Consider the following 20,424-nt stretch of genomic DNA (forward strand, 5'->3'; position numbering starts at 1 on the left):
ATATCCCTGTTTTCAAGCTCTCTTGAAAGCAGTATAGAACTTATTGATTAATTTTGTTCATAACTCTATGCCGTTTTAAGTCCTTAATCTTCTCTTTTTCCATTTCTATACTAGTAGCAATATAAATTTAATGGGTAATTTGAAATGAAAAAAGTAATCGTAATCGGTGCAAGTGGTCTAACAGCACAACAAGTTATTTCACGATTGATCAAACAACCTAATGTAAAACTAAGTTTATTTATGCGTCAGGCCAGCAAACTCTCTTCCCTCCACGATAATAAGCAGATCAGTATATTTGAGGGGAATGCCACCGATATAGATGATCTTAGAACTGCTATTCAAGGACAAGATATTGTAATCAGTACTTTAGGGGGGATGGATCTGGATATCAAAACAGCAAATATTGTTAAGGTGATGCAGGAGCTTAAAGTCAACCGTTTAATTGCGATTAGTGCTGGGGGGATTTACGATGAATTACCTGAACCCTTTAACTCGTGGGATAAACAGATGGTTGGCTATACTCGGCCAACTAATTTAAGAACAGCAGAAGTGATTGAACATTCTCCATTAGAATATACAATTTTACGTCCTGTATGGCTTACAAATAAATCCATAGAAGAATTTGAATTAACTCAAAAGGGTGAGATTTTTAAGGGAACAGAAACATCTCGAGCAAGTCTCGGACGTTTTATTGCGGATATTGTAGAAAATCCACAACTTTATATCAGGGAAAATCTGGGGCTGAGTCAACCAAATACTGAAGGTAATCGACCAGCAGCCTATAGTTAAACTAAATACCTGAAGAGTAATGGTTTATTAATAAATTTTTCTCATAACACTATGCTGATTTTTGGATTTCACCTGTCTGTCTGAATGTTCCTATAATGGATTAAACCTAGTCATGAGAGGATTCAAGATGAGCCACGCTGATTTCATCAGGTTCATTCTGAATCCTGTCATGGCCGCTATGACCATGACAAACATTACCCTCATTCGATGTTTTAGATTCATATTTAAGTTTCCTTAAATTTTTTACTTCGCGACAAGACGTGAAGTAAAAATCGCAGAAATAACTAAAATAATAGCACTGACCACAAAAGTTGTCTGATAACCACTATGATCAAATAACAGCCCACCTACTGTTGAACCCAAAGCAATTGCAAGCTGGACAACTGCTACCATTAATCCTCCCCCAGCTTCAGCATCGTTAGGCAAGGTACGAGCCAACCAGCTCCACCATCCCACAGGTGCTGAGGTTCCAAGGAACCCCCACAAACCTAACAATACAGCAACTATTATTGGCCATGTCCCAAAAAATATTAGGGCTACTGCAATTACAGCCATCATGATTGGGATCGTTATTAAAGTTGTATAAAATCCACGTTTAAGAAAAATATTAATAACACTGGTACCAATAAAACCCATCACTCCAATTCCAAGCAGGATCAAAGATAAGGTCGAAATGTTAATTTTGGTGATGGTTTCCAAGAAGGGTCTGACATAGGTATAAAGTGAGAACTGACCCATAAAAAATAAGCTGACTGCCAACATACCAATCATCACCACTGGTTTACCTAATAATCCTAGAATTGATGAGCGTTTTTCTGTTGACTCAGATGCAACCTGCATTGATGGTAGGCTGATCCACTGCCAGATAAGAGCCAGTATGGCAACAGGAACCAAACTAAAAAAGGCCCCTCGCCAACCAATGATTGATCCCAGATAGCTACCTAACGGTGCAGCAATAACCATAGCCAAGGCATTACCACTATTGAATATTGCCAATGCACGAGGAACTTGCACACTTGGCACTAAACGCATCGCCATCGCTGCTGACATTGACCAGAACCCACCGATCACCATACCAATCAGTGCTCGTCCAATCATGTAGATTGTATAGCTTTGTGCAAGTGCGACAATTGCACCTGACACTGCCATGATGGTGGTTAAAATTAATAATAAGGTTTTGCGGTTAACATTTCCTGCCAAGCGAGAGATTGTCAAACTCGTCATGACTGCAAAGGCTCCTGAAATGGCAATTCCTTGTCCCGCCATTCCCTCAGTAATTTTAAGATCTGCTGCAATCGGGGTAAGTAAACTAACTGGCATAAATTCAGAGGCAATCAATACAAAAACGCATAAGGTCATTGCAAAAACACCACTCCAGTATGCAGGCGGTTCCACATGCTCTTGTTTTTCTAGACGACTTGACATCATTATTCCCGATATAAGATTGAGACGTCGATTATAAAAATAACAATACAGGGGAATAAGGGTGTTAAACAGAATAGAGTTATATATATAATTCATGAATGGGTATCTAAAACTATAAGATAAATATCTCCCAATACCTATTTATTTAAATAAGAAATTTACTTTTAACCTATTAATATCTAAAAATTAAAAGACTTGGCTCATCCACTCATGAATATTACTCATAAGTCTATGCTGTTTTTTTAGACTAATCCTGAGAATCCAAAGCATTTAGACTTTCTTCCATACCTAAACTCGTTAAAACAAATCTTATATGGGAGCTGAGATCATGCAAATTCGTATGAAAAAATTTCGCAATGTAGCTTTAACCGCAGCTCTGGCGGCTACAGTCGGTTTATTTTCTTCAACCTCAACGATGGCGGCAGATATGTCAAACGATGCAAATAACTTTTACCAAAGCAGTCAGGTCACCATCCAAAAGGTAACCTTTAAAAACCAGTACAACATGGATCTTGTCGGTAATCTGGTTATTCCTAAAAATCTCAAGAAAAACACTAAAGCCCCTGCAATTGTCATTGGGCACCCGATGGGAGCAGTCAAAGAACAAAGCTCAATGCTTTATGCTCAAAAGTTGGCAGAACAGGGCTTTGTTACACTTGCAATTGATCAATCATTCTGGGGTGAAAGTGGAGGGCAACCTCGCAACGTGGTCGCTCCCGATATCTATGCTGAAGCGTTTAGTGCGGCTGTAGACTATCTGGGGACTCGTGATTTTATTGACCGTAACCGTATTGGTGCTTTAGGGATATGTGGTAGTGGCAGCTTTGTCATCAGTGCAGCGAAAATTGATCCACGTATGAAAGCAATTGCGACTGTCAGTATGTACGACATGGGTGCGGCTAACCGTAATGCTTTAAATCATTCTCAGACCTTAGAACAGAGAAAACAGGTTATTGCTGAAGCAGTTCAACAGCGTTATGTTGAATTTACTGGTGGTAAAACAAAATACACCAGTGGTACTGTACATGAACTCACTGCCGATACTCATCCTATTCAACGTGAATTTTATGACTTTTACCGTACCCCGCGTGGAGAATTTACACCTAAAGGTTCAAGCCCAGAGTTGACTACGCATCCAACTTTGACCAGTAACATCAAGTTTATGAATTTCTATCCATTTAATGACATAGAAACCATCTCACCTCGTCCAATGTTATTTATTACGGGTGACCAGGCACATTCAAAAGAGTTCAGTGAAGATGCTTATAAACGTGCTGGTGAACCTAAAGAATTATACTACGTCAAAGGTGCAGGACACGTTGATTTATATGACCGTGTTGATTTAATCCCTTTCAATAAATTAACTGACTTCTTTACTAAAAACTTAAAGTAAGTTCATCGCTTAGCCAAGTTGAGTAGACTCAAATCAACTTGGCTTTTTTTAATCGGGAATCTAAGTTATTGTCCAGCCATGATGAAAAAAAAATACAAAGTTATCTTACTTCTACTTGCATCTGGAATAGGCATATTATTTACCGCTTGTACAACTTTGAATCGTCCGCAATTTGGACACTTACCAGAAAAGGCGCGTCTCGAAAGAATCAAGCAATCTTCTCATTATGGTCAGGATGAATTTGCCTATCCCGTTGCAACACCGATGCTCCGTGATGGAGAAAGTACCCTAAAAATTTTCTGGGATAATTTATGGGCTGAGGATCAGCAGACTGTACCTAAACAGGTTATCCCAAGCATTAAGACCAATTTATTAGCTCTAAATCCCCGGCAGGATGTAGTGATTTGGCTGGGGCATTCTGCTTATTATATTCAGTTAGCAGGAAAACGTATTTTAATTGATCCTGTCCTCAGTGATCATGCTGCGCCCTTTTCCTTTTTGATTAAGGCATTTAAGGGAACAAACCTTTACAAAGTTGAAGATATCCCTGAAATTGATTATTTACTTATTTCCCACGATCACTATGACCATCTGGACTATGCGACAGTCACCCAACTCAAGGATAAGGTCAGAAATGTCGTCGTACCGCTTGGTATTGGTTCACATTTAGAATAACGCCACCACCTTGTTGTAGCATTTGCCGAATTTGATGCTTCATTCCAAAAAATACGCCTTTGGCATTTACAGCAAAACTCAAGTCCAGATCTGCCTCATTGGTATCAATAAAGCTTTTCATTGGCGGACTCATACCCGCATTATTTATACTGACATCAATTCTACCGAAATGATCCACCGCACTTTGTACCAATGCCTGTACTTCTGCTTCAAGACTAACATCACAAGCCTGCGCAACCACTTGTATACCCGCTTGTTGTAACGGTTCAACCACTGCATTCAGCCCTGCGATATTGCGGTCTCCCAAGACTAATTTTGCTCCATGTTCTGCCAGTTGTTGAGCCAGTAGAGCACCAAATCCACTCGCCGCGCCTGTGATTAAGACCACTTGATCTGAATACTGATCGTACATTGCTACCCGTCCTTAAATGGTTAAACCACCGTCAACCACAATACATTCGCCGTTGGTATAACTTGCTGCATCAGAGACAAGATATAAAACCGTTCCAGCCATTTCACGTGGCTCCGCATGACGGCGTAATGGGATTTCTTGCAACCAACGGTTATATACCTCTTCATTGCTAAATAGGGCGCCAGCAAATTTGGTTTTTGTTAGACCTGGGAGTATCGCATTAACACGAATCCCTAAAGGGCCGCATTCTTTGGCAAACGCTTTCGTCATATTCACCACGGCTGCTTTGGTAATTGAATAAATAGCTTGGCGGTCGCCTGGTTGTAATGCATTCACAGAAGCGGTGTTCACAATCGCACCACTACCTTGGGCTCGCATCAGCTTTCCAGCTTCAATCGACATAAAGAAATAACCACGAATATTGACCTCAACCGTTTTGTTATATGCCGCAAGGTCTGTATCAAGAATGTGGCCATAGTAAGGGTTTGCTGCAGCATTATTGACTAGAATATCCAAACGCCCATGCTTAGAACGGATATGATCAAAAATAGCCGTAATATCCTCCATTGAACCTACATGACATGCAAACGCTTCTGCCTTACCACCTGCCTGAATAATTTGATCGGCAACCGCTTGGCAATCATCAATTTTTCTACTCGAGACAATGACATGTGCGCCATACTCAGCTAAAAGTTTTGCAATTTCTTCACCAATCCCACGACTTGCACCAGTTATTAATGCGATTTTTCCTGTTAAATCAAATAAATTGGTTGGCATATTTTTACTCCTGAGCTTGGTCTATTTTACTGTTGGGCTTTTAAATTCTTGTGTTTGCCTATCAGTTTTGGAAACGAGTTTTTATTTGCTATCGAACATATAAGATTGCTGGTACGACGTTTATAAACATACCCAACCTATAACAATGAATAAAATGAATTATTTGAATATTCAACTATGCATAAAATTAATATGTATATTTCTTTTCTCTTATAAGGTTAAAGTTATATTCAAGAAAATTGTCTTTTAAGCTTAAGTTTTGTTTTCAACACATCTTTACAATGTTCAATTATTTCAATAGTTCACTACTCTTTTTTTCAATTACTCAAATTTGTTACCATTGCACCGCTGGAATGGTCTGAAAACACTTTATACTAGGGATGCTGGTTCTAAGGTTCATCCAGTTATTGTACTTTTCTTGAATTACATTCATTTTTTAAAAACTTGAAATTGGCTCATTAGCCAAAAGTAAATTTTTCGTTTTTTTAAGGGTTTTTTACGCATGAATAGCGCTGAAATCATGGCTGATCTCTCTAACCACACTCCAATGATGCAGCAATATCTCAAAGTCAAAAAAGACTATCAACATGCGTTGCTGTTTTATCGTATGGGCGACTTTTACGAACTGTTCTTTGAAGACGCTCATTTAGCAGCCAAACTTTTAGGAATTACCCTAACCCATCGTGGTAAAGCAAATGGCAACCCAATTCCAATGGCGGGCGTTCCCTACCATTCAGCCGAAGGTTATTTGGCACGTTTGGTCAAAGCAGGTCGCACTGTAGCCATTTGTGAACAAGTGGGTGAAGTCACAGGCAAAGGTCCTGTTGAGCGTAAAGTTGTTCGTATTCTTACCCCTGGTACATTAACTGACGATGCCCTACTCACAAGTTATCAGTCTTCTAACCTTGTGGCGCTATGCATCCATCAAAACCAGATCGGTTTTGCTTTACTCGACTTAAGTGCGGGTATTTTTAAAGTTCAACAACAAGACTACAAACCGGAACAACTTCCAATTGAACTGGCACGCCTCATGCCAAGTGAAATTTTAATTGATGAAGATCTGGTTGACCCAAATATTATCGAACAAATTAAAAAGCATTTAGATTGCCCAGTAACCAAGCGCCCAAATGTCGATTTTAATTTAAACAACGCACAAAAAACCTTATGTGACCAGTTCTCTGTATCAACGCTTTCTGGTTTTGGTTTAGACCCATTACCTTTGGCTAAAGCTGCTGCTGCGGCTCTAATTCACTATGCCAAAGAAACCCAAAAAACGGCGTTACCACATATTCGTTCAATTCTTTTAGAACAAAGCACTGACTTTATTGCGCTCGATCCAATCACGCGCCGTAATTTAGAAATTATTGAACCTTTGTTTGAACACGGAACTTCTTTATTCCAACTGGTGAACGACTGCCAAACCGCAATGGGTGGCCGTTTACTCAGCCGTACACTCATGCAACCTGTTCGTGATACCGCGTTGCTTGATGCCCGTTTAGATGCAATTGAACAGTTAATTCAGGGCTACCATGAAAGTCCGGTTCGTTTAGTGCTTAAAGAAATTGGTGATATCGAACGTGTTCTTAGCCGTGTTGCACTTGGTAGCGCGCGACCACGTGACTTAGTTCAGCTTCGTCACGCTTGTGCACAAATTCCATTTTTAAGAAATGCTTTAGCACCTGTTGTACAAGCGAAGAAATCCAAGTTATTGGGACAGCTTGATCAAGAACTAGGTGATTTTAAATCGTTACATCAGCATTTAATGGCAGCCATTGTTGAAAACCCACCGGTATTACTTCGTGATGGCAATGTAATTGCAGAAGGTTACGATGCCGAACTCGATGAATTACGCCAAATTCGTGATCATGCAGGCCAATTCCTGATTGATTTAGAAATAAAAGAACGTGAACGTACCGGTATCAATACCTTAAAAATCGGTTATAACCGTGTGAGTGGTTACTACATTGAACTCACTCGCGCTCAAGCTGAACAAGCCCCTGCCGATTATATTCGCCGTCAAACATTAAAAAATGCCGAGCGTTACATTACGCCTGAACTAAAAAGCTTTGAAGATAAAGTTTTATCAAGTGAGTCTCGTGCATTAGCACGTGAAAAAGCGTTATTTGAAGCTTTACTTGAAAACCTTCGTGAAAATATTGCGCATCTACAAATGATGAGTTCAGCAATCGCGCAAATTGATGTAATTGCAAACTTTGCTCATCAAGCGCGTTTAAACAACTGGGCACGCCCTGAATTTACACCAGAAACGGGTATCAAAATTCAAGGTGGCCGTCACCCTGTGGTTGAAGCATTAAGTAAAGCGCCCTTTACACCAAATGATACGTTCCTTGATGCCCAGCACCGTATGGCAATTATTACCGGTCCAAACATGGGCGGTAAGTCTACCTTTATGCGTCAAACCGCATTAATCAGTTTGCTTGCTTACTGCGGTAGTTACGTTCCGGCACGAGCTGCCAAACTTGGCCCAATCGACCGTATTTTTACCCGTATCGGTTCAGCCGATGACTTATCGACGGGCAAATCGACCTTTATGGTTGAGATGACTGAAACTTCACAAATCTTGCACCATGCAACGAATCAGTCTTTGGTGTTAATGGATGAAGTTGGTCGCGGAACGAGTACCTACGATGGTCTTTCTTTAGCATGGGCTTGCGTGGTTGACTTAACGAAGCGTGTTAAATGTCTGTGCTTGTTTGCAACTCACTATTTCGAATTGACAGAGTTAGGAAGTGAAGCAGGTATTGATAACTACCACGTTACTGCTCAAGAGTTAAATGGCAACCTGATTTTATTGCATAAAGTTCAACAAGGACCTGCAAGCCAAAGTCATGGTTTACAAGTTGCGAAATTAGCGGGTATTCCTGCTAATGTCATTAAAGAAGCTCAAAAGCGTTTACGTATTTTAGAGAAGCAACAACAGCAACACTTACAAACCAGTGTACAAGATGATTTGTTTGCAACTTTAGATTCGGAAGCTAAAACCAATACTCAAGTCATAGAGAAAGTGATTGAAATCGAAGTGCCTTCACCTGCCCTAGACTTACTTAAGCAAATTGAAGTCGATAACTTGACGCCTCGCCAAGCACTTGAACAACTTTACGAGCTAAAAGCTGCGCTTAAATCATAATTATTGATTGAGCAAACATGTCTATGGGCATGTTTGCTTTTACTTTGAGGAGAATAAAATTTCTATTTTCTTAAGGCCACTACAATACAAAGAGATCGATTTAATTTGGCAACAAATTAGTCGACGTGAACTGATTACCCAACTCTACATACAAAAACAAGATCAACTCGAATTAACAGATTGTTTTTATGATGTTGAAAATTGGGATGCCTATCATTTAGAAAATGACCCATCAAAATTAAAAGAACTCTATCAACAAGGTGCTTCATTTGTAGGGGCTTTTAATACGGCTGAACAGCTAGTGGGCATTAGTGTCGTATCTAATCAAATGATTACTGACTATCCCAATGCAAAATTACTGCAATATTTTTATGTCGATGCCGATCAACAAGGCCAAGGTATTGGCGCAAAGCTGATGCAAGCAGCCAAAGAGTCGACCAAGCAATTGGGCGCTCATCAACTTTATATTTCAGCCACGCCAAGTAAACGTACAGTCGACTTTTATATAAAACATGGTGCGACAGTATTAAAACACCCAGATCGGGAATTATGGGAGCTAGAACCCGAAGACATTCATTTGCTTTGTATGCTTTAAGACCTATAATTTAAGGATTTTTTAGCTATAAATGCAGCATAAAAGCAGAATTTAAGCGCAAGAGTCGGATTTAAGGTATCTAATCAAATAGATACCTTGACCCAAATGACATTTAAACCCATCAGAAAAAATTTATTTAACCTTTTGTTTTTAAAAATATATTTTTATCTCAATTTTACAATCCGACCAATCTTAAGGCCAGAACATTCCTTTGAATATCAAAGTTTTAACTTATCTTCATATGTATAAATAAACAATATCAATAAAAGCAATTGTTTGTTTACCCCTTTTTTGCCTAAAATAAGCTATTCGAAATGAAACCATATTTTTTAGGTAGCTGTCGCCATGACCTTTGTTGTCACTGAAAATTGTATTAAATGTAAATACCAAGATTGCGTAGAAGTTTGTCCTGTAGACTGTTTTTACGAAGGTCCGAATTTCCTAGTGATTAATCCGGATGAATGTATTGACTGCGCATTATGTGAACCAGAATGCCCTGCAAATGCAATTTTCTCTGAAGATGAGTTACCAGAAGGTCAGGAAGTATTTATTGAGTTAAATGCTGAACTTTCTCAAAAATGGCCTAACATTACTCAAATTGGCGATCAACCTGCTGACCGTGAAGAATGGAACGGCAAACCAGATAAGTTACAGTATCTAGAAAAATAATTTCAAAAAAAGATCAGCAACCGCTGATCTTTTTTATACCCTATTCAAACATTTCATTGCAAATTCCTCGTAATTTGTGCACTGTTTTGCATTAAAATAGGCGCAATATTTATTAAGCTTTTGATTTTTCTTATGCGGAAGTTTTTGCAGAGTCTGCTGCCCCTATGCATAATCCCTGCGGTTATGGTAGGTTGCGCCAGCTCTCCCCAACACACAACAACAGGCAAAACCTCTCCAAGTGGTAAACGCATCTTTATTCCTCAAGAACGCGTTATTATCGAACGTCCAATTCCACCTAAAGTTGAGCCTGCTTCTTATCGTGCTTGGTTAAATACTGGCGATCATTATGAACGTGTACGCGAATACGAAAAATTTCTAGCGCGTCATGATGTTGCTGGCATCGTACCAAGTTTTGAATTATTAAGATCAGCTCGCGATTGGCAAAAATGTGGAAGTTCAGAATATGCTGTTCCAAACCGTGAACTTTGGAATAACTCTTTATCGACCTTACGCGTCTTTAAATATTTAATTGCTGCAAAAGTTTTAACCGACTTTGAAGTGACTTCGGTTTATCGTGACTTACCTTTAAACCAATGTGCTGGTGGTGCAAGTTCTTCTAAACATTTGTTCAACTCTGCCATCGATTTCCGTATTGGACCAGAAGTTCCACAACCGCAAGACTATGCGTTTATTGAAAATACCAAGTTTAAATTATGTCAGTTCTGGGCCCAACATGGCCAAAGTTTAAACTTAGGTATTGGTTTATATAGTTCAGGACAAATCCATATTGATACTCAAGGCTATCGTACTTGGGGACCTGACCTAACCCGTAATACTTCTATGTGTAATTTCTAAAATATAAATCCCCTTATATGCTTCAGTTTAAGGGGATTTGCTCATTCTATAATCAACCAAAATTTCTTAATCCGAAGATTTTTGCACTCTAGTCATAAACGTTTAAAATACGCCTATCAATATACAGGTAAATTTGACTATGCAGCAGTTGTGGACAGACATTGACGAATATATCGACTCACATTTAATTCCCGAAGATCCCCGACTCGACTTTGCATTAAAAAATACCGACGAACACGGCTTTTCAAATCATCTTGCAGTTGCTCCAAACCAAGGCATGTTTTTACAAATGCTTATTCAGATGAATAAGTGTAAGCGAGTTTTAGAAATTGGAACTTTTGCTGCCTACAGTACGATTTGGCTAGGACGTGCCCTGCCTGAAGATGGCTATTTGCTTACCATTGAAGGTCGAGATACACATGCAGAAATGGCTCAAAAAAATATCGACCATGCGAATCTTCCTGTAAAAGTTGAACTAAAAGCTGGCCGTGCTGCCGATATACTTTCAGCAATAGATCCACAGTCGATTGAGCCTTTCGATTTTATTTTCATTGATGCAGATAAACAGGGTTATCCGGAGTATTTAGAACTCAGCCTTAAGTTTTCAAAATCAGGCACGATTATCGTGCTAGACAACGTCATCCGTGCGGGCGATATTTTGAATCCTGAAAACAAAAAACCGAGTATTGAAGGTATTCGTGAAACCTTTAAAGCTTTAGAAAACCATCCGCAAATTCTGTCTTGTACAGCTTTACAAACGGTTGGCTCAAAAGGTCATGACGGCTTCGCGATTGCAATTGTCAAATAGTGATCAAAAAATCATCTTTTCTATTTTATTATTTATAATCAAATAATTACTTTTATTACCCTTGCTTTTCCATATAGTTATCCACAAGATTTGCGGATAACTATATGCTGATCTCATCATTTAGCCACAAGTAATGGCACAGTCGCGTTTCGGAATATGGTCGTTGCAATACTTCCCAAGAAGAACTGATGAATTTTGCTATGGCTAAAAGCACCGAGCACAATAATCTGAATACCGTGTTCTTGTTGGTACTCAAGAATATTCTGGGCAACATCACCATATCGGTAAACAGTGACTACATCTAGGCCGGCTTCTTTAAGGAAATGTTCTGGTTCATTCAATATTTCAGGATGATCGCCCACATACACTAAATGGCACTGTAAAGTCCGTAATAAATCACTTTGTGCAATACGGCGCATCATTTTTTGACACGTAGGAGAATATTCATAAGCAAATATAAAACGTGTCGGTACTTTGAAGTTTTCACCAATAGTCAGAACCGTGCAATTTGCGCCTCGAATGAAGTTTTCGACATTGCTACCAATTGGTTTATGCTTTTCGGCAGCCCTTTCGCCCACTCGCCCTAAAATAACAATATCATTTTCATACAAGAGATTGAAACTTTGCTCTAGAAAATCCCCTTTTTCCTGAATTTTGGAGCATGTAATTCCGTGTTTTTCTTTAATTAGATCAGAGATATGTCTGAGTAAGTTATTGCTGTAATCTAAAGCGAGTTCACTTTGTTTTTGCTCTAATTCAGCCAACTCTTTAAGCAACATTGCATTGCTTTCAAAGCCGATTACACCACTTATTTCACCTAAGTGATAACTTGCTGGGTAGTAATCTAAAATTTGTAATAATACAAGCTCTCGTCCAGTTGCTTTCGCAACCCAAGCCGCTGCATCTGCAATAGCATTAATACAAGGTGATGAATCAATACACGCAATAACACGGTTCATTTTTGCCTCTCTTCTTCAGGTCTATTTGCCTTGGAGATTTTTCTATAACTTAGCTTTAACTTAACATAGATAAAAATCCGTATGTTAAGGTTTATGTATTAAAATCCACTTTTTTGTTTAAAGATCAAACATTTTATTACATTCTTAAGACTGTATTATTCTCTTAAACGGATAAATTTTGCTGGGTTTCCACCCACTATATGGTACGGCTCCACATCTTTTGTCACCATACTATTCATACCAACTACAGCATGTTTACCAATTTTAATTCCGTCTTTAACTCCCACATGCGCGCCTAACCAAACATCTTTTTCAATTTCGATTCCCTGTGAACGAACAGGCTGTTGATATAGCGGACGGTCTAGTTGCATACCATGGTCAAAGGCATATAGATGACAATAAGCAGCAATACGAACTTGATCGTGTAGTTTTATACCAGCTCGACCACCATCTAAAATACAGTGGTGGTTAATAGCGACTTCGTTACCAATCTCAAGCGGTCCATGCAAACTACAATCTGCCGCAATAAAACAATTGTCACCAATCTTAATTTTCCTACCTGGCTCGGCAAAAATATGGGCTAACGGTGAAATAAAACAGTTCTCCCCGATCTCGACTGTTTCCATATCCATTAAATAAGCCTGATATTCTTTTTGCCATTCTTCTGCCCAGGCACGGTGTTTGGGCTTTAAAGTCCAATATAGCCATGGCATATAATTTAAACGGTGCTTATGTTGCTCACGGTATTTGAGTAAAGAATCAGTCATCTGCTAACTCCTCCTCAACTTTTAATTCTTCTCGGCCACGAGTGACATCACGGAGCTTTAAAGCAAGTGGCTCAATCTGGTGGATTTGTAATCTAGCTTCAATATCTACCCCTGTTGCAGTATAGGTTTCCTGAAAATCAATTTGCTGCTGCGTAAGCTCATATTGAAAAATAGCCCATTCATTAAAATGACAAGAAAAGTGAATGGTCTTCTTTTCAATAAGTTCAATTCGCTCAGCTAACAATAAGGATTGCCCAGCACAACCGCCATAGGCCCTTACTAAACCACCAGTTCCCAGTTTTATACCCCCATACCAGCGGTTCACCATGACGATAATATTAGTTAAGTCGTTGCCTTCAATAGTTGCCAGGATTGGACGCCCTGCTGTACCAGATGGCTCACCATCATCATTAAAGCGAACATTATGCCCAATTTTCCAAGCCCAACATTGATGGGTGGTCGATATATCTTTATTTAATTCTAAAAATTCTTTCACTTGCTGTTCATTTTCTACTGGCGCAGCAATTGCCTGAAATCTACTTTTTTTAATTTCTTCTTCAAATGTAACCGGTGCTGCAATCGTAAAAGCCATAAATTAAATAAAGCATAATAAAAATCAAATTATAACGTGAAATTAATAGAAGCGAACCTATAAAAAAAACCCCGAATTTCGGGGCTTCTTCTGTTATCTTTCTCGTAATGCTTCTTTCGCTTTATTAAATGGTTTAAGCAAGTAATCGAGTACAGTTTTCTCACCAGTACGAATATCTACCGTTGCCACCATACCCGGTGTAATACCAAAAGCCTTACCTTGTTTATTGTAGAGCTTGTCTGTATCAGTTCGGATATAAACGCGATAGTAGAATTGATCCTGTTTAACTTCGTCACGAATCGTGTCTGGAGAAATAACGGTAACTTTACCTTTTAAACCACCATAAATTGAATAATCATAAGCTGTAATCTTTACTAAAGCTTCCTGACCAGGGCGAATGAATGCAATGTCACGTGGCAAAATGCGAGCTTCAATCAGTAACTGTTCATCAATTGGAACAATCGTCATTAACTTACCATTTTGCGGAACGACACCACCATGAGTTGTTACTGTAATTTCTTTTACAACACCGCGTACAGGTGCTCTAAATACGGCACGCTCTAAACTGTCATTACGGCCCATCACGACCTGTTGTTGAGTTTGAGTGTCAGTATTTGCTTTAGATAACTCTTCACGTGCTTTAACGTAATATTGGTTACGTGCATCGTTCATTGTAAGCCCAAAATAGAAATGTCCGGTTTCTCCAAAGTAAAAATGTCCGCTTTTAGAATATGCACTTTTGCAATTTCCTTAGCGGACGGTTTGATATGTTGGTGTCTATGTCGGATAAAGAACTTAAACGATTGTCGGTCTTGCAGGAAATCTGTGATCAACGCATAACCCAGTCCCAAGCTGCTCAGCTACTTCATATTTCAGAGCGTCAGATCAGGCGTTTATTGCAAAAATACAAAGCTCAAGGCCCAGCTGCATTAGCCCATGCCGGTCGTGGTCAAATCAGCAATTCCAGGCTTCCTGAAGAGCTCAGACTCAAGTGCCTCAATATTGTTTCTGATCAACTGCATGGTTTCGGACCCACTTTAGCGCATGAAAAGCTCACCACCGTTCATGGCTTTGATATTTCAGTGGAAACACTGCGTTCCTGGATGATTGCAGCCGATTTATGGACTCCTCGTGCCAAGCGTCTGAAACGCCCGTATCAGCCTCGTTATAACCGGGACTGTTATGGTGAACTGATCCAAATCGATGGCTCACACCATGACTGGTTTGAAGGTCGAGCCCCTAAATGCTGTCTGCTGGTATTTATCGATGATGCCACAGGCAAATTACAGCATTTACGCTTCTGTAAGTCAGAATCAACCTTTGACTATATGATTTCAACACGTTTGTATGTTGAGCAGCATGGTAAGCCTTTAGCCTTCTACAGCGATAAACATTCAGTCTTCAGGGTGAATCAAAGCAGTAAGAAAGACACCAAGATTACCCAGTTTGGGCGCGTACTCAGCACCCTGAATATCGATATTATCTTCGCTAATTCACCACAGGCCAAAGGCCGTGTAGAACGAGCCAATAGAACGCTTCAGGACCGTCTGATCAAAGAAATGCGTCTGGAAGGCATCAGTTCGATTGCCGAAGCCAATGCCTGGCTACCCTGCTTCATTGAGCAGTTCAATCAGAAGTTTGCCAAGATGGCCTTTAATCCCAAGGATCTACACCGGACTGTCACTGAAACAGCCGAAGAATTAGATGATATTTTTACCTGGCGTGAACCCCGCAGAGTCACGAATAGCCTGACGATCACTTATGATAAGTGCGTATATCTCTTGGAAAACACGGAAGAAAACCAAAGATTGATTGGCAAGTATCTTGAGTTTCTGGAATACCCGAATAGTACAGTCGCGATTGAATATCAGGGAAGAAAAATCAATTACAGCATCTTCGATAAATTAAGTCAGCTCAACCAGCGAGAGATTGTTGAAAATAAACGTTTGGGTTCTGTATTAGCCCATATTCAACAGCAGCATGAAGAACTAGAACAACAAAATAAACGCAATCGTTCTCAAAAGATGCCAAGCAGACGTGCACAGAAAACAGTAATCAAAGAACGAAATCTGAATCCTGTGCTTGACTTGGAAATGTCGGTATAGGACATTTCTATTTGGTTTTAAGGTAGGACATTTCTACTTAGGAATAACAGTTCATTTTATTTTGCAAATCATTTGCTTCACGGCGTAAACGTAAAACCTCAACCTCACTGGCAGCGCCTTTGGCAACTAAAGGTTCAGTCATCGCTAATTCTTGTTGAACCAACTGTAATGCTTGCTTCAAGCCAGAAAGCGTTTGCTGTAAATCAGCTCTGCGAGACTCATATAAAGCAGTCTCTTCGCGTACAAGCTTCGGATCTTTCGCTACAATTTCAGGAAAAACCAACGGTGTACCATTCACTTCTGCACGCAAACGTGCCGCTGTTGCCTGAGCTGCAATTAATAAAGATCTTGATTCACCTACATTCGAAGCAAAACGAGTCGGGTCCAACTGAGCAAGGATTTGTCCTTTTTGAACAATGTCACCTTCTTGTACATTTAATTTAGTTAAAATACCGCCTTCTAAAGACTGAATAACCTGTTCTTTAGATGATGGAATGACTTTACCTGTACCTGTAGACACTTCTTCTAATTGGAAAAACCATGCCCAAATAAAGAAAATAACGAGTCCAATCCCCACAATCCAAATGACCAAACTGGCACGTGGTAATGGTGGTTCACTATAAGATACATTCATTGAACGGGTGAGTTCTTGTTGTTGTTCGCTCATGAATTATCCCCCTTGGCTTACTTGTTTTTGTTGGGCTGTTGATTGATTAAGTACTTGATCTCTTGGTCCATCCATCACGATCTTGCCCTCATTCACGACAATAATACGATCGACCAGTTCTAAAACAGCGCGGCGGTGTGTTGCCACAATCAATGTACGATGCGCCAACCATCCTTTAAGGTGATCAATGAGTTGCTTCTCGGCAACATCATCAATGGCTGCTGTTGGTTCATCGAGTAATAGAATATTCGGTTGACGTATTAATAAACGTGCAAGTAATAAAGCTTGTTTTTGACCACCAGAGAAACCGACACCACCTTCTAAAATGAGGTGATCCAGCCCTTCTTTTTTCTCTTGAATGAAAGGTAATGCACCTGTCACGACCAAAGCACGAAGAATATCTTCATCGGTCGCAAGTGGCGCACCTAAGGTCAGGTTTTCACGGATTGTTCCGTAAAATAAATGAGCATTCTGGTTGAGTAATCCCATATCACGACGTACATCGGATGGGTCAATTAAAGACAGATCTAAACCGTCCAGATGCACAGCACCTTGAGTCGGAGATTGCATGCCAGATAAGAGTTGAAGTAATGTCGATTTACCTGCTCCATTACGACCTAAAATTGCAATCTTTTCACCCGCACGAATTTGCAAATGGCGAATTGCCAGACTTGGTTTTGGGTCATCATCCCCGTATTGGAACATGACATTTTTTAATTCGTAATTACCGTTTAAAACAGCTTTATGAACCAAATGTGCACGATCAGCCTGATCAATTGGGCGTTGCATGAGTTCATCAAGACTTTGTTTAGCAACTTTTGCTTGCTGTAAACGACCTAATACCCCTGTAATTTGGGCAATCGGTGCCAACATACGTGAAGAAAGAATTGAACACGCAACGAGCGCACCCGTGGTCATTTCCCCATCCATTACCGCAAAACAGCCAACTAACACCACAATAGCGTAAGTTAAGCCCTGAACCATTTGGGTCCAAGCCATTAAAGTACCAACAATTTTACGCTGTCTCATACCAATGTCGGCTGAAACTTCATTCATGTGGTTCCATTGGTTTTGGAAACGTGATTCAGCACGTAATAGCTTGATATCTTCAATACCCTGTACTGCTTCTACAAGTATTGCGTTACGAATTGAAGACTCTCTCATACCTTCTTGTGCAAGTTGAGCCAATTTCTTTTGTACTAGAACACCTGGCAAAATCATAAGCGGCACAACAAGCAACATAACCCAGAATAATTTTCCTCCAATAATCGCAAAGATAATCAGGAACAAGAAAAAGAATGGGAAATCGGCAATTGCACTAATAGTAGTTGAGGTTACTAACTCACGAACACCTTCGAGTTCACGAATCTGGGAAATAAAACTACCGGTAGATTTAGAGCGATCTTTATTTTTGATACGTAAAGCATGGCCAAATACACGGTCTGAGACACGTAAGTCGGCACGCTTACCAATAATATCGGATAAATACACTCTCGAAACGCGTAAGGTAAACTCGAAAAGAGCCGCAATGAGTACACCACCTGCCAGCACCCATAAGGTTGGGATTGACTGAGATGGCACAACACGGTCATAGACTTGCATTGAGAAAATAATGGTTGCCAATGCCAAAATATTGGCAATTAAAGAGGCAAACATAATATCGATATAACGTTTCCAGTCTCTTAAAACAATCGACCAGAACCAGTTAGCTTCGTATGGCTTGATATATTCATCAATACGGGCGTCTGGAATAGACGTTTCAGGGCGTAAAATATAGACATTTTTAAGTGTCGTTTTTAGTACGTCTAAAGATAAGTTTTGTGAAAGACCTTGATCTCCACTAAACTGAATGCTCACATTACCTTGCGTATCTGCTTTATCGATTACACCGACTTGTCCATCATTAAACTCCACCATAACCGGTAAACGCCATGGGTTTAATAAGTCTAAAGAAAATGGTGCTTTACGAAGATTAAGACCGACCTGACGCGTCATTAATTGCAATACATCATCTAGATTCTGGTTTTGGTTCCAGTCGAGTTGTAAACGAATTCTTTCTTCTGACGGTTCGATTCGGTAGTGTTTGGCAATAGTTAAGACCGCCTGTAACCAAGGCTGGTAATTTATTTTTGTCATCATGGTTGTACTTCGAACCCCTGAATTGAAATATTATTTAAGCCATAGGCTTGGCGGGAACGTCCTGTTGCTGCAATGTATTGAACAATGCTGTTATAAATGTCATAACGTGCTGATTCGAGTTCTGAGTTGGCACTATGAATGGCTTGTTCAGCATTTAATAAATCGACCAGTGAACGGGTACCGAGCTTATATTGCTCTTGGTAGAGTTCACGTGTACGAACCGTCGTTGCTTGGCGACTTGCCAAAACCTGCATTTGACGTTGTTTATTTTCAATTTGTTCACGACTTGTTCTAATTTGATCCAGCACATCCAGATAAACGGAATTGACTTTAGATTTAGCCGCTTCTTCAGCATAACTTGCCATTTTTACTTGTGAAGCGGTTGCACCACCTTGATAAAACTGACTTGTTGCTTCCAACATGACTGAACTATATAAGCCATCATCCTTATCATTATTTGGATTTTTACCATTAATCGCCTGACTGACCGAGCCTTTAACAGCTAAGGTCGGATAACGTGTTAAACGGGTTTGTTCTTTTTGTGCTTTAGCAACCTCTACACTTGCCTGTGCGGCAATCATTTTAGGAATAGTATTAAACTCAGGTTCACCATAAAGGTCAGATTGCTTCACGAGGTCTTCTGAAATAATCCAACCAGTGCGAGTAACATCTGCACCGAGTAACGTTCTTAAATGCTGTTGATATTGACGTAACAATGATTGCTGCGCAATTAAGGTCGACTGCGCTGCTTGTAAGTATGATTGCGCCTGAATTGGATCTGCCTGACTCGCGACACCAGCGTTTGCTCGTAGATTAGCAATGTCTTGAATGCGTTGAATACCGGCAATTTGCTGCTCAGCAATTTTATTAAGTTGAAGATAACGCTGAATATTCACAATAGTTTGTGCAACATCCAAAGCTAGAGTATCAACACTGACTAAAACATTCGCTTGTTCAACCTGAACTTTAGCCTGTTCAACATTCACACCTGATTTGACCTTACCAAAGTCATAGAGCATTTGAGTAGCACTTAAAGTGAGTAGCTGCCTACCACGCTCGCCAGTGCTTAAATCACCAGTTGAAATTCCTCCAGCCAGCTGGGGATAGTAACCGGCTTTAGCAACATCAACTCCTGAATTTTGACCTGCTAAAGTTGCAATAGATTGTGAAATATCTGGACTACGCTGAATGGCAATTTTTACCGCATCTTGCAATGTCATCGTTCGAGATGGCAAGTTGGAAAAAGATGAAGCCGACTTATCATTAAGTTGAACAGTTGGAAATTCCTGCACAATAGAACGATCTAGCTTGAAATTACTAAGCTCGTGCATCTTGGCAACTTTAAAATCATCACTACTTTTAGGGACAAAAAGTTGTGACAAGTTTTCTTTCAGGGTGTGGTATTGCTCACTTGGTTTAGCAGCGTATATCACAACAGGAACATGTAGTGTACTTAAAAGCATCAGCCCTTTCAGGAAAGCCTGCTTTCTACATTTCCCTTTCACTCTTTTCTGGTTATATCCAATCATGCTTATCTTGTTGATCTTGTTTGTTATCGTTTAAAAGCATCTCCATTCTACATAGTTTTTCAACGAAAACAGCATAATTGGTCGAATAAATCACACATTATTTTTTTATTAAATGAGTGG

General features: G+C 39.8%; 16 protein-coding genes and 3 pseudogenes. 9 read left to right on the forward strand and 10 right to left on the reverse strand.

Annotated features, from left to right (window positions below; all coding sequences use genetic code 11):
- The first annotated feature begins 144 nt into the window (after window positions 1-144).
- A complete protein-coding gene (locus F984_RS12220) occupies window positions 145-789 on the forward strand; it encodes an SDR family oxidoreductase (protein WP_004709721.1) in 645 nt (214 codons plus the stop codon).
- A gap of 243 nt (window positions 790-1,032) precedes the next feature.
- On the opposite strand, the gene F984_RS12225 is transcribed toward F984_RS12220, so the two are convergent.
- Window positions 1,033-2,214: an MFS transporter gene (locus F984_RS12225; protein WP_004709722.1), complete on the reverse strand. Its 1,182-nt coding sequence runs from the start codon at window positions 2,212-2,214 to the stop codon at window positions 1,033-1,035.
- A 328-nt stretch (window positions 2,215-2,542) separates the two neighbouring features.
- Here F984_RS12225 and F984_RS12230 point away from each other — a divergent pair, with 328 nt between their 5' ends.
- Together F984_RS12230 and F984_RS12235 are read left to right on the forward strand one after the other, a co-directional pair.
- Window positions 2,543-3,607, forward strand: a complete 1,065-nt coding sequence (locus F984_RS12230; protein WP_004709724.1) for an alpha/beta hydrolase — start codon at window positions 2,543-2,545, stop codon at window positions 3,605-3,607.
- A 264-nt stretch (window positions 3,608-3,871) separates the two neighbouring features.
- Window positions 3,872-4,282, forward strand: a complete 411-nt coding sequence (locus F984_RS12235) for an MBL fold metallo-hydrolase (protein ID WP_228128019.1) — start codon at window positions 3,872-3,874, stop codon at window positions 4,280-4,282.
- Here the strand turns inward: F984_RS12235 and F984_RS12240 are convergent.
- Window positions 4,269-4,694 (reverse strand): annotated as a pseudogene (locus F984_RS12240) (SDR family NAD(P)-dependent oxidoreductase); the annotation flags it as partial. The gene F984_RS12235 and the pseudogene F984_RS12240 sit on opposite strands and share 14 nt — an antisense overlap.
- A gap of 12 nt (window positions 4,695-4,706) precedes the next feature.
- Window positions 4,707-5,471 (reverse strand): SDR family oxidoreductase, encoded by a 765-nt coding sequence (locus tag F984_RS12245; protein WP_002051051.1) that lies wholly within the window; start codon window positions 5,469-5,471, stop codon window positions 4,707-4,709.
- A gap of 502 nt (window positions 5,472-5,973) precedes the next feature.
- On the opposite strand from F984_RS12245, the gene mutS reads away from it, so the two are divergent.
- The 5 genes from mutS to F984_RS12270 all read left to right on the forward strand — a co-directional run bounded on the left by mutS (window position 5,974) and on the right by F984_RS12270 (window position 11,546).
- The gene (gene mutS / locus F984_RS12250) at window positions 5,974-8,619 is read left to right on the forward strand and encodes a DNA mismatch repair protein MutS (RefSeq protein ID WP_004709731.1); all 2,646 of its coding nucleotides are present in this window, start codon (window positions 5,974-5,976) and stop codon (window positions 8,617-8,619) included.
- 64 nt (window positions 8,620-8,683) lie between these two features.
- A complete protein-coding gene (locus F984_RS12255; protein WP_080631636.1) occupies window positions 8,684-9,214 on the forward strand; it encodes a GNAT family N-acetyltransferase in 531 nt (176 codons plus the stop codon).
- Between the two features lie 345 nt (window positions 9,215-9,559).
- Window positions 9,560-9,883 (forward strand): ferredoxin FdxA, encoded by a 324-nt coding sequence (gene fdxA / locus F984_RS12260; protein ID WP_002051033.1) that lies wholly within the window; start codon window positions 9,560-9,562, stop codon window positions 9,881-9,883.
- 132 nt (window positions 9,884-10,015) lie between these two features.
- Window positions 10,016-10,738 (forward strand): D-Ala-D-Ala carboxypeptidase family metallohydrolase, encoded by a 723-nt coding sequence (locus F984_RS12265; RefSeq protein WP_174876286.1) that lies wholly within the window; start codon window positions 10,016-10,018, stop codon window positions 10,736-10,738.
- Window positions 10,739-10,877: 139 nt separating this feature from the next.
- Window positions 10,878-11,546 carry an O-methyltransferase gene (locus tag F984_RS12270; RefSeq protein ID WP_002051063.1) on the forward strand — a complete coding sequence of 223 codons (669 nt, stop codon included), beginning with the start codon at window positions 10,878-10,880 and terminating at the stop codon, window positions 11,544-11,546.
- 116 nt (window positions 11,547-11,662) lie between these two features.
- Here F984_RS12270 and F984_RS12275 read toward each other — a convergent pair whose 3' ends face one another.
- The 4 genes and pseudogenes from F984_RS12275 to F984_RS12290 all read right to left on the reverse strand — a co-directional run.
- The gene (locus tag F984_RS12275) at window positions 11,663-12,505 is read right to left on the reverse strand and encodes a universal stress protein (protein ID WP_004709737.1); all 843 of its coding nucleotides are present in this window, start codon (window positions 12,503-12,505) and stop codon (window positions 11,663-11,665) included.
- Window positions 12,506-12,660: 155 nt separating this feature from the next.
- Window positions 12,661-13,272, reverse strand: coding sequence for a chloramphenicol acetyltransferase CAT (locus F984_RS12280; protein WP_004709739.1), 612 nt, complete (start codon window positions 13,270-13,272; stop codon window positions 12,661-12,663).
- Window positions 13,265-13,864: an IMPACT family protein gene (locus tag F984_RS12285; RefSeq protein ID WP_004709741.1), complete on the reverse strand. Its 600-nt coding sequence runs from the start codon at window positions 13,862-13,864 to the stop codon at window positions 13,265-13,267. The genes F984_RS12280 and F984_RS12285 overlap by 8 nt, the downstream gene beginning before the upstream one ends.
- 93 nt (window positions 13,865-13,957) lie before the next feature.
- A pseudogene (locus tag F984_RS12290) lies at window positions 13,958-14,536 on the reverse strand (HlyD family efflux transporter periplasmic adaptor subunit); the annotation flags it as partial.
- Window positions 14,537-14,643: 107 nt separating this feature from the next.
- Between F984_RS12290 and F984_RS12295 the strand changes: the two are divergent.
- Window positions 14,644-15,969 carry an ISNCY family transposase gene (locus F984_RS12295; protein ID WP_016805832.1) on the forward strand — a complete coding sequence of 442 codons (1,326 nt, stop codon included), beginning with the start codon at window positions 14,644-14,646 and terminating at the stop codon, window positions 15,967-15,969.
- Window positions 15,970-16,018: 49 nt separating this feature from the next.
- Here the strand turns inward: F984_RS12295 and F984_RS12300 are convergent.
- The 3 genes and pseudogenes from F984_RS12300 to F984_RS12310 form a co-directional block, all read right to left on the reverse strand.
- Window positions 16,019-16,636: pseudogene (locus tag F984_RS12300) on the reverse strand (biotin/lipoyl-binding protein); the annotation flags it as partial.
- 3 nt (window positions 16,637-16,639) lie between these two features.
- Window positions 16,640-18,775 (reverse strand): type I secretion system permease/ATPase, encoded by a 2,136-nt coding sequence (locus F984_RS12305; RefSeq protein ID WP_002051058.1) that lies wholly within the window; start codon window positions 18,773-18,775, stop codon window positions 16,640-16,642.
- Window positions 18,772-20,238 (reverse strand): TolC family protein, encoded by a 1,467-nt coding sequence (locus tag F984_RS12310; protein ID WP_009498825.1) that lies wholly within the window; start codon window positions 20,236-20,238, stop codon window positions 18,772-18,774. Before F984_RS12310 ends, F984_RS12305 begins: the two co-directional genes overlap by 4 nt.
- Window positions 20,239-20,424: the final 186 nt, after the last annotated feature.

It is taken from the genome of Acinetobacter nosocomialis NIPH 2119 (assembly GCF_000368085.1).
In the GTDB taxonomy this organism is placed as follows: domain Bacteria; phylum Pseudomonadota; class Gammaproteobacteria; order Pseudomonadales; family Moraxellaceae; genus Acinetobacter; species Acinetobacter nosocomialis.

Coding starts and splice junctions, on each gene's coding strand:
- F984_RS12220 (WP_004709721.1), top strand. CDS start 145: ATGAAAAAAGTAATCGTAATCGGTGCAAGTGGTCTAACAGCACAACAA.
- F984_RS12225 (WP_004709722.1), bottom strand. CDS start 2,214: ATGTCAAGTCGTCTAGAAAAACAAGAGCATGTGGAACCGCCTGCATAC.
- F984_RS12230 (WP_004709724.1), top strand. CDS start 2,543: ATGCAAATTCGTATGAAAAAATTTCGCAATGTAGCTTTAACCGCAGCT.
- F984_RS12235 (WP_228128019.1), top strand. CDS start 3,872: ATGCTCCGTGATGGAGAAAGTACCCTAAAAATTTTCTGGGATAATTTA.
- F984_RS12245 (WP_002051051.1), bottom strand. CDS start 5,471: ATGCCAACCAATTTATTTGATTTAACAGGAAAAATCGCATTAATAACT.
- mutS (WP_004709731.1), top strand. CDS start 5,974: ATGAATAGCGCTGAAATCATGGCTGATCTCTCTAACCACACTCCAATG.
- fdxA (WP_002051033.1), top strand. CDS start 9,560: ATGACCTTTGTTGTCACTGAAAATTGTATTAAATGTAAATACCAAGAT.
- F984_RS12265 (WP_174876286.1), top strand. CDS start 10,016: ATGCGGAAGTTTTTGCAGAGTCTGCTGCCCCTATGCATAATCCCTGCG.
- F984_RS12270 (WP_002051063.1), top strand. CDS start 10,878: ATGCAGCAGTTGTGGACAGACATTGACGAATATATCGACTCACATTTA.
- F984_RS12275 (WP_004709737.1), bottom strand. CDS start 12,505: ATGAACCGTGTTATTGCGTGTATTGATTCATCACCTTGTATTAATGCT.
- F984_RS12280 (WP_004709739.1), bottom strand. CDS start 13,272: ATGACTGATTCTTTACTCAAATACCGTGAGCAACATAAGCACCGTTTA.
- F984_RS12285 (WP_004709741.1), bottom strand. CDS start 13,864: ATGGCTTTTACGATTGCAGCACCGGTTACATTTGAAGAAGAAATTAAA.
- F984_RS12295 (WP_016805832.1), top strand. CDS start 14,644: ATGTCGGATAAAGAACTTAAACGATTGTCGGTCTTGCAGGAAATCTGT.
- F984_RS12305 (WP_002051058.1), bottom strand. CDS start 18,775: ATGATGACAAAAATAAATTACCAGCCTTGGTTACAGGCGGTCTTAACT.
- F984_RS12310 (WP_009498825.1), bottom strand. CDS start 20,238: ATGCTTTTAAGTACACTACATGTTCCTGTTGTGATATACGCTGCTAAA.